Annotated in this window: 13 protein-coding genes; 4 read left to right on the top strand and 9 right to left on the bottom strand. The window is 62.5% G+C overall.

Annotated elements, in window-relative coordinates; translation table 11 throughout:
• On the top strand, positions 1-322 hold a 322-nt coding region (locus tag IL54_RS25545; protein ID WP_237748972.1), incomplete at its 5' end, for a hypothetical protein.
• Positions 319-2,988, top strand: coding sequence for an aconitate hydratase AcnA (acnA, locus tag IL54_RS19865; RefSeq protein ID WP_037479826.1), 2,670 nt, complete (start codon positions 319-321; stop codon positions 2,986-2,988). The genes IL54_RS25545 and acnA, both read left to right, overlap by 4 nt.
• 109 nt (positions 2,989-3,097) lie before the next feature.
• Here the strand turns inward: acnA and IL54_RS19860 are convergent, their stop codons facing one another.
• Together IL54_RS19860 and IL54_RS19855 are read right to left on the bottom strand one after the other, a co-directional pair.
• Positions 3,098-4,756: a M28 family metallopeptidase gene (locus IL54_RS19860; RefSeq protein ID WP_037479824.1), complete on the bottom strand. Its 1,659-nt coding sequence runs from the start codon at positions 4,754-4,756 to the stop codon at positions 3,098-3,100.
• Positions 4,757-4,798: 42 nt separating this feature from the next.
• Complete coding sequence (locus tag IL54_RS19855; protein WP_037479822.1) at positions 4,799-5,455, bottom strand: glutathione S-transferase; 657 nt, start codon at positions 5,453-5,455, stop codon at positions 4,799-4,801.
• Positions 5,456-5,580: 125 nt separating this feature from the next.
• Between IL54_RS19855 and IL54_RS19850 the strand changes: the two genes are divergently transcribed.
• Entirely contained in the window at positions 5,581-6,804 is a 1,224-nt protein-coding gene (locus IL54_RS19850) for a polyhydroxyalkanoate depolymerase (RefSeq protein ID WP_037479819.1), read from the top strand.
• Positions 6,805-6,856: 52 nt separating this feature from the next.
• Here the strand turns inward: IL54_RS19850 and hslU are convergent, their stop codons facing one another.
• Together hslU and hslV are read right to left on the bottom strand one after the other, a co-directional pair.
• Entirely contained in the window at positions 6,857-8,158 is a 1,302-nt protein-coding gene (gene hslU / locus IL54_RS19845; RefSeq protein ID WP_037479817.1) for an ATP-dependent protease ATPase subunit HslU, read from the bottom strand.
• A gap of 162 nt (positions 8,159-8,320) precedes the next feature.
• Complete coding sequence (gene hslV / locus IL54_RS19840; protein ID WP_037479814.1) at positions 8,321-8,887, bottom strand: ATP-dependent protease subunit HslV; 567 nt, start codon at positions 8,885-8,887, stop codon at positions 8,321-8,323.
• 172 nt (positions 8,888-9,059) lie between these two features.
• Here hslV and IL54_RS19835 point away from each other — a divergent pair, with 172 nt between their 5' ends.
• On the top strand, positions 9,060-9,248 hold the full coding sequence (locus IL54_RS19835) for a hypothetical protein (RefSeq protein ID WP_037479811.1): 189 nt from the start codon (positions 9,060-9,062) through the stop codon (positions 9,246-9,248).
• A gap of 87 nt (positions 9,249-9,335) precedes the next feature.
• Here IL54_RS19835 and ilvC read toward each other — a convergent pair whose 3' ends face one another.
• The 5 genes from ilvC to miaA all read right to left on the bottom strand — a co-directional run.
• The gene (gene ilvC, locus IL54_RS19830) at positions 9,336-10,355 is read right to left on the bottom strand and encodes a ketol-acid reductoisomerase (protein WP_037479808.1); all 1,020 of its coding nucleotides are present in this window, start codon (positions 10,353-10,355) and stop codon (positions 9,336-9,338) included.
• A gap of 198 nt (positions 10,356-10,553) precedes the next feature.
• Complete coding sequence (gene ilvN / locus IL54_RS19825) at positions 10,554-11,069, bottom strand: acetolactate synthase small subunit (protein WP_037479805.1); 516 nt, start codon at positions 11,067-11,069, stop codon at positions 10,554-10,556.
• Positions 11,069-11,428: a hypothetical protein gene (locus tag IL54_RS19820; protein WP_037479802.1), complete on the bottom strand. Its 360-nt coding sequence runs from the start codon at positions 11,426-11,428 to the stop codon at positions 11,069-11,071. The genes ilvN and IL54_RS19820 overlap by 1 nt, the downstream gene beginning before the upstream one ends.
• A gap of 10 nt (positions 11,429-11,438) precedes the next feature.
• Complete coding sequence (locus IL54_RS19815; protein ID WP_037479800.1) at positions 11,439-13,190, bottom strand: acetolactate synthase 3 large subunit; 1,752 nt, start codon at positions 13,188-13,190, stop codon at positions 11,439-11,441.
• A 101-nt stretch (positions 13,191-13,291) separates the two neighbouring features.
• Positions 13,292-14,207 (bottom strand): tRNA (adenosine(37)-N6)-dimethylallyltransferase MiaA (miaA, locus tag IL54_RS19810; RefSeq protein WP_081913186.1); only part of this gene is annotated, 916 nt, incomplete at its 5' end.

Genomic DNA, 14,207 nt, shown 5'->3' with positions numbered 1-14,207 from the left:
CCCCACCCTGGATGAAATGCTACGCATCCCATGGATGTCGCGCTTCAAATCGAAACCGCCGGCAGTTGTTTCCCGCTTTGGTCAGGCAAGCGCAAAAAATGCGCCTCCTCCAAAGGTGCAACGGTTGCTTTGTCCATTTGACTTGGGCGCGGCAGTCTGTATGGCGCTGCAACATCGGGACATACCCGCTTCGGCCGACGGTTGGGGCGCATCCCTCCACCTTGCTGCCCGGACCATCGGGCCGGTCGGCGAGAGACGGGTGGAAAGCGTCAACTTGCCTCCGCATGGCCGCGGCATTTGCGAGGAGACGCACAACTTATGACCGCCATCGGACAGGACACGCTCGGCACCCGCGACATTTTGAATGTCGACGGCAAGGACATCGCTTTTTATTCGCTCGAAAAGGCCGCCGCGAAATTGGGAGACGTTTCGCGACTGCCTTTCTCGATGAAGGTGCTGCTCGAAAACCTGCTCCGCTTCGAAGATGGCGTCACCGTGACGGTCGAGGACATTCAGGCGATCGTCGACTGGCAGAATGACAAAGGCAAGGCGCAGCGCGAGATCCAGTATCGCCCCGCGCGCGTGCTGCTGCAGGATTTTACCGGCGTTCCTTGCGTTGTCGATCTGGCTGCCATGCGCGACGCGATGAACGCGCTCGGCGCCGACGCCAGCAAGATCAACCCGCAGGTGCCCGTCCATCTCGTCATCGACCACTCGGTCATGGTCGATGAATTCGGTACGCCCAAGGCGTTCGAACAGAATGTCGAAATCGAATATCAGCGCAATATGGAGCGCTACGACTTCCTGAAATGGGGCAGCAAGTCGCTCAACAATTTCTACGCCGTGCCCCCCGGCACCGGCATCTGCCATCAGGTGAACCTCGAAAATATCGCCCAGGCCGTCTGGTCGAGCGAAGATACCGATGGCAATATGGTGGCCTATCCCGACACCTGCGTCGGAACCGACAGCCACACCACGATGGTCAACGGTCTGGGCGTGCTTGGCTGGGGCGTCGGCGGCATTGAGGCGGAAGCGGCAATGCTGGGCCAGCCCGTTTCCATGCTCATCCCTGAAGTCGTCGGCTTCAAGTTGGTCGGCACGATGAACGAAGGCGTGACCGCCACTGACTTGGTGCTGACCTGCACCGAAATGCTGCGCAAGAAGGGCGTGGTCGGCCGGTTCGTGGAATATTTCGGCCCCGGTCTGGCGTCGCTCAGCCTCGCCGACCGTGCTACGCTCGCGAACATGGCCCCGGAATATGGCGCGACCTGCGGCTTCTTCGGCATCGACGACAAGACGATCGACTATATGCGCCTGACCGGCCGCAGCGACGAAAATCTCGCGCTGGTCGAAGCCTATGCCAAGCAGCAGGGCTTCTGGATCGACCCTGCCGCCGATCTCGTCTTCACCGACACGCTGGAACTCGACCTGTCCACGGTCGTCCCCAGCCTTGCCGGTCCCAAGCGCCCGCAGGACCGCGTCTCGCTGCCGCAAGTCGATGACGTGTTCAACGCCGACCTCGCCAACGTCTACAAGAAGGCGCAGCAGCGCGTTCCGGTCGAAGGCGAGGATTTCGACATTGGCGACGGCGACGTCACCATTGCTGCGATCACCAGCTGCACCAACACGTCGAACCCCGGCGTCATGGTCGCGGCGGGCCTCGTCGCCAAGAAGGCGAACGAATTGGGCCTCAAGCCCAAGCCGTGGGTCAAGACCTCGTTGGCCCCCGGCAGCCAAGTCGTCACCGACTATTTCAACAAGGCAGGCCTCCAGGAGCATCTGGACGCGATCGGCTTCAACCTCGTTGGCTATGGCTGCACAACTTGCATCGGCAACTCCGGGCCGCTCGCCCCGGCGATCAGCGCGGCGATCAACGAAAACGGCCTGGTCGCGGCCGCCGTCATTTCGGGCAACCGCAACTTCGAAGGCCGCGTGTCGCCCGACGTGCGCGCGAACTTCCTCGCCAGCCCGCCGCTGGTCGTGGCTTACGCGCTCAAGGGCACGGTGATCGAAGACTTCATCACCACGCCGATCGGCGTCAGCACCGCTGGCAACGACGTCTATCTCAAGGACATCTGGCCCACCAATGCCGAGGTCGCTTCGACCATGGCAGGCTGCATGGACCGTGCGATGTTCCAGGCGCGCTACGCCAATGTCTATAAGGGCGACGAGCACTGGCAGGCGATCGACGTGACGGGCAGCGACACTTATAGCTGGCGCGCAGGCTCGACCTATGTCGCCAACCCGCCCTATTTCGAAGGGCTGAGCATGACCCCGGCACCGGTCAACGACATCATCGAAGCCAAGCCCTTGGCGATCTTCGGTGACTCGATCACCACAGACCACATCTCGCCCGCCGGTTCGATCAAGGCATCCAGCCCGGCTGGCCAGTGGCTGAGCGAGCATCAGGTCGCCCAGGCCGACTTCAACAGCTATGGCGCGCGCCGTGGCCATCATGAAGTCATGATGCGCGGCACCTTCGCCAACATCCGCATCAAGAACCAGATGCTCGACGGCGTCGAAGGCGGCATGACCCGTTACGAAGGCGAAGTCATGCCCATCTATGACGCGGCGATGAAGCATAAGGCCGACGGCACGCCGTTGGTCGTCATCGGCGGCAAGGAATATGGCACTGGCTCGTCGCGCGACTGGGCGGCCAAGGGCACCAACCTGCTGGGCGTCCGTTCGGTCATCGTCGAAAGCTTCGAGCGCATCCACCGTTCGAACCTGGTCGGCATGGGCGTGCTGCCGCTTCAGTTCAAGGATGGCGAGAGCAAGGACACGCTGGGCCTGACCGGTGACGAAACCTTCACCATCCAGAATGTCGCGGGCCTCAAGCCGCGCCAGGATGTGGACGTTATCGTCAAGCGCGCCGACGGTTCGACCTTCACCTTCACCGCGCTGTGCCGGATCGACACGATCAACGAGCTGGAATATTTCCTGAACGGCGGCATCCTGCAATATGTGCTGCGCAAGCTGGCCGCGTGATCGGCTGACAGGCTAAGCTAACAAAAAAGGGCTTCTCCCACGCGGGAGAAGCCCTTTTTTATTGCCGCGCTTCGGCGACCGGATCGCGCGCAAAGTCTGCCTTCCGGCGTCAGCGGCGCGCCGCTACGCTCTTGTCGCGCACCGCTTTGAATTCCGATCCCGGCTTCCACTGCGGCCAACGGGTCGAGGTGGCGAGGTCACGGCCGATGTTCAGCAGCAGGTCGACATCCTGCGCTGCGCCGTCCAGCTTCCAATCCGGGCCGATCGCGTCGCACGCCTGATGATAGCATTGGCCGGTATAGGCATCGACCCAGGCCTGTCCCGCCGCGCGGCCGCCTTCGACCAGGTCGGACGCCCCGGCAATGCCCATCAGCAGCAACACGGGAACGCCACGCTTGGCCATGGAGAAATGGTCGGCCCGATAGAAAAGGCCGCGTTCGGGCAGGCTTTCCTGCGTGACGACACGGCCTTGGGCAGCAGCGACTTTCGCCAGATCATCCTCCAACGTGCTTTGCCCCTTGCCGACCAGAATGACATCTTTCGCCTTGCCAGCGGTTTGGAGGATGTCGAGGGTCAGATTGGCAACGGTGCTGTCCAGGGGCCAGACTGGGTTCTGGGCATAATGTTCGGAGCCGAGCAGCCCGCGCTCCTCCGCCGTCCACGCCGCGAACAGGACCGAGCGATCGGGGGCAGGGCCAGCCTTGAACGCGCGCGCGATTTCGAACAGGCCGGCAATGCCCAACGCATCGTCATTGGCCCCGGCGCGATAGATGCGCCCCTGCGCGTCCGGCGCGCCCTTGCCATAGGCATCCCAATGCGCGCCATACATCACCGTTTCGTCCGGCCGCTTGGTGCCGGGGATGCGCGCCAGCACATTGGCGCTTTGCACCACTTCCTGCGTCACCGGAAAGGCGGCGGAGAAGCGCGCGCCGGTCAGTTCCACCGGACGGAACGCCTTGCTGCGCGCCTGCTTGCGCAGCGCAGCCAGATCGAGGCTCGCGCCAGCGAACAAGGCATTGGCGGCATCGCCCTCGACCCAGCCCTGCACCGCCAGGCTGGTCAACTTGTCGGCCGGACGAACCAGATCGTAATTTTCGCCGCCGGGGCTGACCACCACGTTCCAGCCATAGCCCGCGCCGGGCGTGTCATGGACGATCAGCGCGCCGATCGCGCCGCGCCGCGCGGCCTCCTCGAACTTGTAGGTCCAGCGGCCATAATAGGTCATGGCGCGTCCGCCGAATGCGCCAAACGCATCCTCGCCTTTGGTCGCTTCGAAATCAGGATCATTGATCAGGAAGACCGCGACCTTCCCCTTGAGGTCCACGCCCTTATAATCATCCCAGCCGCGTTCCGGTGCGGAGACGCCATAGCCCACGAACACCAATGGCGCAGCGTCCACCGCAACCTTGTCCTTGGGCTGGAGGGTGGACAGATAGACATGGCTGCCAACGGTCCAGTCCGTCGTGACGCTGCCCTGCGCGATGCCCAACTTCTCCGCCTTGCCGAGGCGGGTGTGGAGCAGGGGCACGCTTTGCACCCACTGGCCATCGGGACCACCCGGCTCCAATCCCAATGCCTGAAAGCGCCCGACCAGGTAGCCGATCGTTCGCTCCTCCCCGATCGTGCCGGGCGCGCGCCCTTCGAACAGGTCCGATGCCAGCGTGCGGACGGAGTGGGCCAATTGCTGCGGATCGGTCGTCTGCGCAGCGAGAGAGGCGGGAAGGGCGGCAGTGAGGGCCAGAGCCAGGCCAAGCGTGCGTATCGTCATGACCTGCTTCTATCCCCATGCCACCGCAGGGGGAAGGGCATGTCAGAATTCGATATCCAGTTCCTCGACCTCGTCCGGCTCGATCCGCGCTTCGTCGATCCATTCGCGCATCAACGGCCAGCCATTGATCGTCTGGCAATAGGCGGCGGCGGTATCCGACACCGGCACGGCATAGGTCAGGAAACGTTCGGCGACGGGGGCGAACATCGCATCGGCGACGGTAGGCTTGTCCCCGAACAGCCACGGGCCGCCATAGCTTTCGAGGCATTCTGCCCAGATCGCTTCGATCCGCTCAATGTCCGGCTTCGCGCCGGAAAATATGGGAAAGCGCGCATGCCGGACCTTCAGGTTCATCGGCAGGGCGGAGCGCAGGTTTGCAAAGCCCGAATGGATTTCCCCCGACACCGACCGGCAATGTGCGCGGGCGATGCGGTCGGCGGGATACATGCCCGCATCGGGATACAGCTCATGGAGATATTCGGCGATCGCCAGCGTATCCCACACACTCGCCCCCTCATGGGTCAGGCGCGGGACCAGCACCGACGGAGACAGCAACAGCAGTTCCGCGCGATTCTCCGGATCATTCAGCGCGATCATTTTTTCTTGGACATGCAGCCCGGCAATCCGGCACAACAGCCAGCCCCGCAGCGACCAGGAGGAATAATTTTTGCTGGATAAAGTGAGTTCCGCGATAGCCATGGCAATCCCTCCCGCTGACAAGAACCTCCCATTTATGATGATGCGGCGCAACATAAAAAGATTGTATAGCGTTACATGATAAGACCGATTCGTTGGCGGTGATGTAACAAGGCAAGATTGCGATTATGCGAATGCTCTACAGCGGTTATCAGGCCTGGAACGACATGTTGGCGCCAGCGCGCTTTGGCGCGCAAATTGCGCTTGGCATGCGGGACAGAATGGGACCGATGGCGCAATGGGCGATGCCTCGCCGCCTGTTCGCGCTGATGGATGTGTTCCAGGGCGCCAAGCTCACGCACAAACGCCCCTCCTATGATATTGGCACTGTTACCAGCGGCAACGCACAAGTGAGCGTTCGTGAAGAAGTAGCTCTGGATCTGCCGTTCGGCGACCTGCTGCACTTCGTCAAGGACGAGGTCGATGCGGCCCAGCCCAAGGTGCTGGTAGTCGCGCCCATGTCCGGCCATTTCTCCACCCTGTTGCGTAGCACGGTCGAACCCCTGCTACGCGATCATGATGTCTATATCACCGACTGGAAGAACGCCCGCGACGTGCCGCTGTCCGCAGGTCGCTTCGGGTTCGAGGATTATGTCGACTATGTGATCCAGTTTTTCCAGCATATGGGGCCGGGCGCGCATATGGTGTCGGTATGCCAGCCCTGCGTTCCGGCGCTCGCCGCCGTGGCGTTGATGGCGGAAGACAAGGATGCGGCGACGCCCCGGTCGATGACGCTGATGGGCGGGCCGATCGATCCCAATGCCGCGCCGACCGCGGTCAATGATCTGGCCAATGAAAAGCCGATCGAATGGTTCGAGAAGAATCTGATTTCGGTCGTGCCCTTCCGTTATGCGGGGCACGGGCGCGAAGTCTATCCCGGCTTCATCCAGTTGGCTGCCTTCATGGCGATGAATATGGAGCGCCATGGCGCGCAGCACCGCGAACTCTATCAGCTATTGGCCGACGGCAAGACGGTCGAAGCCGACAAGATCAAGAATTTCTACGAAGAATATTTCGCGGTCCTCGACATGACCCGCGAATTTTACATCGAAACCGTCGATCTGGTGTTCCAGAAAGCCTCGCTCGCCAAGGGCGAGTTGATGCACCGGGGTCGCCTGGTCAAACCAGGAGCCATTCGTCACACCGCCTTGCTCACCGTCGAAGGCGAAAAGGACGATGTCTGCGCCGTAGGACAGACGTCAGCGGCGCATGGCCTATGCACCGGCCTGCGACCCCATTTGAAACGCCACCATCTCCAGCCCGGCGTCGGCCATTATGGCGTCTTTTCCGGCAGCAAATGGGAAAGTCAGGTCTATCCCCAGGTGCGCAACATGATCCTGGCGATGAACTGATCGCGATCAGGCCGCCGACCGATCCGCACGGGATCGGTCGGCGGCCTATCGATCACAGGACGTAGCGGCTAAGGTCGGTGTCGCGCGCGATCGCATCCAACTGCTTTTCGACATAGGCGGCATCCACGACCAGCGTTTCACCGCGCCGATCCTCAGCCTCGAAGCTCACATCCTCCAGCAGCTTTTCCATCACCGTCTGCAGGCGGCGGGCGCCGATATTCTCGACCTCACCATTCACTTCGGCCGCGATGCGCGCCACCGCGCGGATGCCTTCGGGCGTCAGGTCAATCGTTACGCCCTCGGTCGCCAGCAGCGCGCGATATTGCGCCACCAGGCTCGCCTTGGTGTCCGACAGGATCGCGACGAAATCCTCCTCGGTCAGCGCCTGCAACTCGACCCGGATCGGCAAGCGACCCTGCAATTCGGGCAGCAGATCGCTGGGCTTTGCAACATGGAAAGCGCCAGACGCGATGAACAGGATATGGTCGGTCTTGAGCGGGCCATATTTGGTCGCGACCGTCGTGCCCTCGATCAGCGGCAACAGGTCGCGCTGCACGCCTTCGCGGCTGACCGATCCGCCACGCACATCGCTGACCGCAATCTTGTCGATCTCGTCCAGGAAAACGATGCCATTCTGCTCGGCGCTGGTGATGGCGACGCGCGCGACATCATCCTGGTCCAGACGCTTGTCCTGCTCTTCCTCGACCAGCTTGTCCCAGGCATCGGCGACGCGCAGCTTGCGGCGCTTCTTCTGATTCTGGCCCAGCGCCTTGGACATCATGTCGGACAGGTTGATCATGCCGATCTGGCCGCCCATGCCGGGAATATCCATCGGCATCGACGGGCTGTCGGCGATTTCCACCTCGACCTCGACATCGTTCATCTGGTGCTGTTCGATCCGCTGGCGGAAGGACAGGCGGGTCGCTTCGCTCGCTTCCTTGCCCGTAAGCGCGTCGAGCAGACGGTTCATCGCCGCCTCCGACGCCGCTTCGCGCACGGCTTCGCGGCGACGGTCCTTCTCCAGCCGTACCGCTTCCTCGACCAGGTCGCGGACGATCTGTTCGACGTCCCGGCCGACATAGCCGACCTCGGTGAACTTGGTCGCCTCGACCTTCACGAAAGGCGCATCGGCCAGCTTCGCAAGACGACGGCTGATCTCGGTCTTGCCGCACCCCGTCGGCCCGATCATCAGGATGTTTTTGGGCGTCACCTCGTCGCGCAGATCGTCGGGCAGATGCTGCCGCCGCCAGCGATTGCGCAGCGCGACAGCGACAGCGCGCTTGGCATCCTTCTGGCCGATAATATGCGCGTCAAGCGCCGCGACGATGGCTTTGGGGGTCAGATTGTCGTTCATCTCTATGTCGATCTCTTCTTTTCCTCTCCCGCTTTCGCGGGAGAGGCTACGGAGACTTGATCGCGAAGCGATCTAGGCGAAGTCGGTGAGGTCTTATCCTTGCAATCAAGAAAGACCCTCACCCATCCCTCTCCCGCGAAGGCGGGAGAGGGCTAGGAAATATCAGGCGACGGAATCCAGCGTCTCGATGGTCAGTTGATCATTGGTATAGACGCAAATGTCCGCCGCCACGGCCATCGCTTTGCGCGCCAGCGCCTCGGCATCCGCCTCATAGTCCACCAGCGCCCGCGCCGCCGCCAATGCGAAATTGCCGCCCGATCCGATCGCCGCAACGCCGTTCAACGGCTCCAGCACGTCGCCATTACCGGTCAGGATCAGCGTCACATCCTTATCCGCGACGATCATCATCGCTTCCAGATTGCGCAGATATTTGTCGGTGCGCCAGTCCTTGGCCAGTTCGACGGCCGAGCGCATCAACTGCCCGTTATGCCGCTCCAGCTTGGCCTCCAGCCGCTCGAACAAGGTGAAGGCGTCCGCCGTCGCGCCGGCAAAGCCGCCAATGACGGAGCCGTCATGCAGGCGGCGCACCTTGCGCGCATTGGGCTTCATGACGGTCTGGCCCATCGACACCTGGCCATCGCCAGCGACGACGACTTTGCCATTTTTGCGGACGGACATGATGGTGGTGCCATGCCAGACCGGCATGGTGCTGCGATGTTGGTCGTTCATGGGCGGCATATGGGAGGGGAGCGCGTCCGGTGCAAGCGGGTGCCTGCGCTACGTCGAGCCGTGGCATTCGCAAGACAATATTATGACAAATAGTGTCGGAACCAATGTCGGTTAATTGACATTGTGCAGCGCAGCATCAACTATCGACGCCTAACAAGAAGGTAGGACTCGCATGTCTCTCAAGGCCATGGCCCAGGAAAAAGTCGAGCGCGCGGGCATTTCCAACTATAGCTTTGACCGCGATACGCTGGTCATGTGCGGTGTCCGCTATACGCTCGAAGCCTGCACCTGCGGCGAGCCGGACTGCGATGGCGTGCGCCTGCGCAAGGCCATGCCTATGATCGCGCGCATCCTGCAATAGAAAGGAGCCGATCCTGTCGGTCCATCGCTGATCATCCCCCTCCCTTCGAACGCGCCTTCCGGCCTCGTCGAAGGGAGGAGGCGACAATCAGTTCTTTTCCTGATCCACCAGCTTGTTGGCACCGATCCAGGGCATCATCGCGCGCAGCTTGGCGCCGGTTTCCTCGATCGGGTGGCGCTGGGCGGCGATGCGGCTGGCCTTGAGTTCGGGCTGACCGGCACGGTTGTCGAGGACGAAGTCCTTGACGAAGCGGCCCGACTGGATGTCGGCCAGGACGCGCTTCATTTCCTTCTTGGTTTCTTCGGTGATGATGCGCGGGCCGGTCTTGATATCGCCATATTCGGCGGTGTTCGAGATCGAATAGCGCATGTTGGCGATGCCGCCTTCATACATCAGATCGACGATCAGCTTCAATTCGTGCAGACATTCGAAATAGGCCATTTCCGGCGCGTAACCGGCTTCGACCAGCGTTTCGAACCCGGCCTGGACCAGCGCGGTCGCGCCGCCGCAGAGGACCGCCTGCTCGCCGAACAGGTCGGTTTCGCATTCTTCGCGGAAATTGGTTTCGATGATGCCGCTGCGACCGCCGCCGACGCCGCTGGCGTAGGACAGGGCGATGTCATGCGCGTTGCCGGTCGAATCCTGATGGATGGCGATCAGGCAGGGGACGCCGCCGCCCTTCACATATTCACCGCGAACGGTGTGACCCGGACCCTTGGGCGCGATCATGATGACGTCCACGTCCTTGCGCGGCTCGATCAGGCCGAAATGGACGTTGAGGCCATGGGCAAAGGCCAGCGCCGCGCCGGGGCGCAGATTGGCGTGGACGTCGTTGGCATAAATGGCGGCCTGATGCTCGTCGGGGGCCAGGATCATGAACACGTCGGCCCAGGCGGCGGCTTCCGCGTTCGGCATGACCTTGAAGCCTGCGCCCTCGGCCTTCTTGGCGGAGGCGGAACCGGCGCGCAGCGCGATGGCGACTTCGGTAACGCCGCTGTCGCGCAGATTCTGCGCATGGGCATGACCCTGCGAACCATAGCCCAGGATGGCGACCTTCTTGCCCTTGATCAGGCCGATGTCCGCATCGTGATCGTAATAAACCTTCATGACTGTCTCTTCCCTCGAACGTATCTCCTCGCCCCGCCGGGGAGAGGATATGAAATCTTGGCTCGGCGCGGCCGGGCCTAGATGAAGTTGGAGCGGGGGTGGGGACGCTGAAACGTCGTGCCCCCTCTCCCAGCTTCGACTAGGCAGCAAGCTGCCAAGTCTGCGCAACCCTCTCCCCGCCGGGGAGAGGGGAAGTGGTTACACCGGCTCTTTGCCCCGGATCAGGCCGACGACGCCGGTGCGGCCGACTTCGACCAGGCCGATCTGGCGCATCAGCCCGACGAAATTGTCGATCTTGTCGGTGGTGCCGGTGATTTCGAAAATGAAGCTTTCGATCGTCGTGTCGACCACCTTGGCGCGGAACACGTCGGCCAGGCGCAGCGCTTCGATCCGGTCTTCGCCCGTGCCCTTGACCTTGACCAGTGCCAGTTCGCGCTCGACGAAGGGGCCGACTTCGGTCAGGTCGGTGACCTTGTGGACGGGCACCAGACGGTCAAGCTGGGCAATGATCTGGTCGATCACCTTGGGCGGGCCGTTGGTGACGATGGTGATGCGGCTGACACTGTGATCGTCGGTAATGTCCGCCACGGTCAGGCTGTCGATATTATAGCCGCGCGCGGTGAACAGGCCCGCGATGCGCGCCAATATGCCGGCTTCGTTGGAAACGGTCAGCGACAGGACATGCCGCTGGTTCAATTCTTCCTGGATATGCATCACATGCTTGTCCCGTCATTCCTATCGTCATGGGCGTCACTGGGATCTGCCCGTTCCGAAATCATCGCCGTAAAGGCATAATGCCAGCCATCATCCTGCCGGTGGGCGACGCGGACGGGCAGGCCCGCCACCGCATCGAACATCCGGTGGAGATGTTCGCCGACATAGCGGGGACCGACCAGCAGCGTGCCGATATGCCGCTCGTGAAAGTCGAACCCTTCGTCCAGATGCACGACCCATTCGTCATTGGCCGGGTCGGCATGGTCGATGGTCCAGCCCGACAGCTCGGCCGTGCCCGCGATCCGCTCGAAATCCCACGGTTCGCTGACATGGACGCGCAGCTGGAGGTGCTGCGTCACGCCCCCATCCTCATACTAAGGCTTTCGCCTCGTCCGACATGATGCCCGCGATCTGGTTGGGATCGAGCATCATTTCGGTATGCGCCGCGCCCGACGGGATCATCGGGAAGCAGTTGGACAGTTTGGCGACGCGGCAATCGACGATCACCGGCCCTGGCGTTTCCAGCATCTGGCGGATGCCCGCTTCCAGATCGCCCGGCTGTTCAATGCGGATGCCGGTCCAGCCATAGGCCTCGCCCAGCTTCACGAAATCGGGCAGGCTGTCCGAATAGCTGTTGGAATAGCGGCTTTCATAGGTCAGTTCCTGCCACTGGCGGACCATGCCCATATATTCATTGTTCAGGATGAACAGCTTGACCGGCAGGCGATATTGGCTGGCGGTGCCCATTTCCTGAATGTTCATCTGCACCGAGGCGTCGCCCGCGATGCAGATGGCGAGGCTGTCGGGATTGCCCATCTGCGCGCCGATGGCGGCGGGGAAGCCATAGCCCATCGTGCCCAAGCCACCGGAGGTCAGCCATTTATTGGGGGCTTCGAAGCCGAAATGCTGCGCCGCCCACATTTGATGCTGGCCGACTTCGGTGGTGATGATGACATCCTTGCCGGTCGCCTGGCAGGCGGTGTAGAGGTCCGCGATCGCGCGTTGCGGCATGATTTCGATGCCGTTTTCGACATAGGCGAGCGATTGCTTCGTCCGCCATTCCGCGATCCGGTCCCACCATGCCGACAGGTCGGCCTGTTCATGGCCGCGCTGCTTCCACAGGGCGATCATGTCGTCCAGCGCGCTGGCGACGTCGGCCTGGATGGCGACATCGACATCGACGATCTTGTTGATCGAGCTGCGGTCGATGTCGATATGGACCTTGCGACTGTTGGGCGCGAAGGCATCCAGACGCCCGGTGACGCGATCGTCGAAACGCGCGCCGACGCACAGGATCAGGTCCGCCTGATTCATCGCCCAATTGGCTTCATAGGTGCCGTGCATCCCCAACATGCCGAGCCACTGGTCGGACGATGCGGGGAAAGCGCCCAGGCCCATCAGGGTCGAGGTGACGGGCGCGCCGGTGAGCGCGGCCAGTTCGCGCAACAGGGCGCTGGCCTGCGGGCCGGAGTTGATTACGCCGCCGCCGGTGTAGAAGATGGGGCGCTCCGCCGCGGCCAGCATTTCGACGGCCGCGTCGATGCCCGCCGCATCCGCCTTGATCTGCGGGCGGTAGCTGGCATGCTGGACCGGTTCGGGCCGCTTATAGGGCGCGGTCGCGATCTGGACATTCTTTGGAATGTCGATGACGACCGGGCCGGGGCGACCCGTCGTGGCGATGTGGAATGCCTCATGAACGATGCCCGCCAGCTTGCCGGGGTCTTTCACCAGATAATTATGCTTGGTGCAGTGGCGCGTGATGCCGACCGTGTCCGCTTCCTGGAACGCATCGGTACCGATCAGTTGCGTGGGCACCTGACCCGTGATGACGACCATGGGGATCGAATCCATCAGCGCGTCGGTGATGCCGGTGACCGCATTGGTCGCGCCAGGGCCGGAGGTGACCAGGACGACGCCGGGCTTGCCGGTCGAACGGGCATAGCCCTCCGCCATGTGGGTCGCGCCCTGTTCGTGGCGGACCAGCACATGCTTGATCGTGGGATGATTGTAGAGCGCGTCATAAATGGGCAGCACCGCGCCGCCGGGATAGCCGAACACGACCTCGACACCGAGATCGATCAGGCATTCAACCAATATGTCCGCGCCGCTCTTTTCGGCCACGATAAATCCTTCTCATATGATGCAGGCCCCGTCCTTTGCGACAGCGGACCTGCGATAGCAAGGTGGCAGCCTCTAATGGACATAAAATGACGGGTCAAGCGCTATTGTTGTAATTTAATTGCTAATTTAACAATCAGATTGTTATCAATTTCTCTTGTTTCGCGCGGCCAATGCGACGGGGGCTGGTTGGTGAACCAGGTATATTGGCGTTTGGCATATTGGCGGGTGGCGAGCGCGCCGCGTTCGATCATCGTTTCCCGGTCGATCTCGCCGCCCAACCAGGCGCGGATTTCGGGCACGCCGATCGCGCGCATCACCGGCAGGTCGGGGTGAAGGTGGCGGGCGAGCAACGCCTCGACCTCCTCGATCGCGCCCGCGTCGATCATCTGTACGAAACGCCGGTCGCAGCGCTCGATCAGCCAGTCGCGCGGCGGGCGCAGGATCATGGGGACAAGGGTGATCTGGTCGGCGATGCCCCCGCTCTTATGCTGCTGCCACTGTTTCAAAGGCTTGCCGGTGGAGCGTACCACCTCCAGCGCACGGGCGACGCGGGTGGTGTCGGCGGGTGCCAGGCGGGCGGCGGCCTCCGGGTCTTCGCGGGTTAGCGCGGCATGGGCCTCGGCAACGGGCAAGGCGCGCACTGTCGCGCGTATGTCCGGGTCGATGTCCGGCACCGGCGCGATGCCGTCGAGCAATGTGCGGATATAGAGGCCCGTGCCGCCGACCAGGATGGGCAGGCGGCCCTGTTCCTGGGCAGCGGCGATCTGCGCCTTCGCCTCGGCCGCCCACCGGGGCGCGGTGCAGGCCTGTGCCCCGTCGATATGGCCGAACAGCCGGTGGGGCACATCGCCCATCTCCTCCGCGCTTGGCCGTGCGGACAGGATGGCTAGTTCGGCATAGACCTGGCTGGCATCGGCATTGATGACGATGCCGCCTGTGGCTTTGGCAAGGGCAATGGCGAGCGCGCTCTTGCCGCTGGCGGTCGGCCCGGCAATAAGCGCGACCCGTGGGCGGGAT

Origin of the sequence: Sphingobium sp. ba1 (genome assembly GCF_000743655.1) — a bacterium.
Lineage (GTDB): Bacteria > Pseudomonadota > Alphaproteobacteria > Sphingomonadales > Sphingomonadaceae > Sphingobium.
This window is presented reverse-complemented; position numbering and strand designations above follow the sequence as displayed.

What these genes read in the sequence shown, in the direction of transcription:
- ilvC (WP_037479808.1), bottom strand. Translation starts at nt 10,355, where the DNA reads ATGAAGGTTTATTACGATCACGATGCGGACATCGGCCTGATCAAGGGC.
- acnA (WP_037479826.1), top strand. Translation starts at nt 319, where the DNA reads ATGACCGCCATCGGACAGGACACGCTCGGCACCCGCGACATTTTGAAT.
- ilvN (WP_037479805.1), bottom strand. Translation starts at nt 11,069, where the DNA reads ATGCATATCCAGGAAGAATTGAACCAGCGGCATGTCCTGTCGCTGACC.
- IL54_RS19860 (WP_037479824.1), bottom strand. Translation starts at nt 4,756, where the DNA reads ATGACGATACGCACGCTTGGCCTGGCTCTGGCCCTCACTGCCGCCCTT.
- hslU (WP_037479817.1), bottom strand. Translation starts at nt 8,158, where the DNA reads ATGAACGACAATCTGACCCCCAAAGCCATCGTCGCGGCGCTTGACGCG.
- hslV (WP_037479814.1), bottom strand. Translation starts at nt 8,887, where the DNA reads ATGAACGACCAACATCGCAGCACCATGCCGGTCTGGCATGGCACCACC.
- IL54_RS19850 (WP_037479819.1), top strand. Translation starts at nt 5,581, where the DNA reads ATGCGAATGCTCTACAGCGGTTATCAGGCCTGGAACGACATGTTGGCG.
- IL54_RS19835 (WP_037479811.1), top strand. Translation starts at nt 9,060, where the DNA reads ATGTCTCTCAAGGCCATGGCCCAGGAAAAAGTCGAGCGCGCGGGCATT.
- IL54_RS19855 (WP_037479822.1), bottom strand. Translation starts at nt 5,455, where the DNA reads ATGGCTATCGCGGAACTCACTTTATCCAGCAAAAATTATTCCTCCTGG.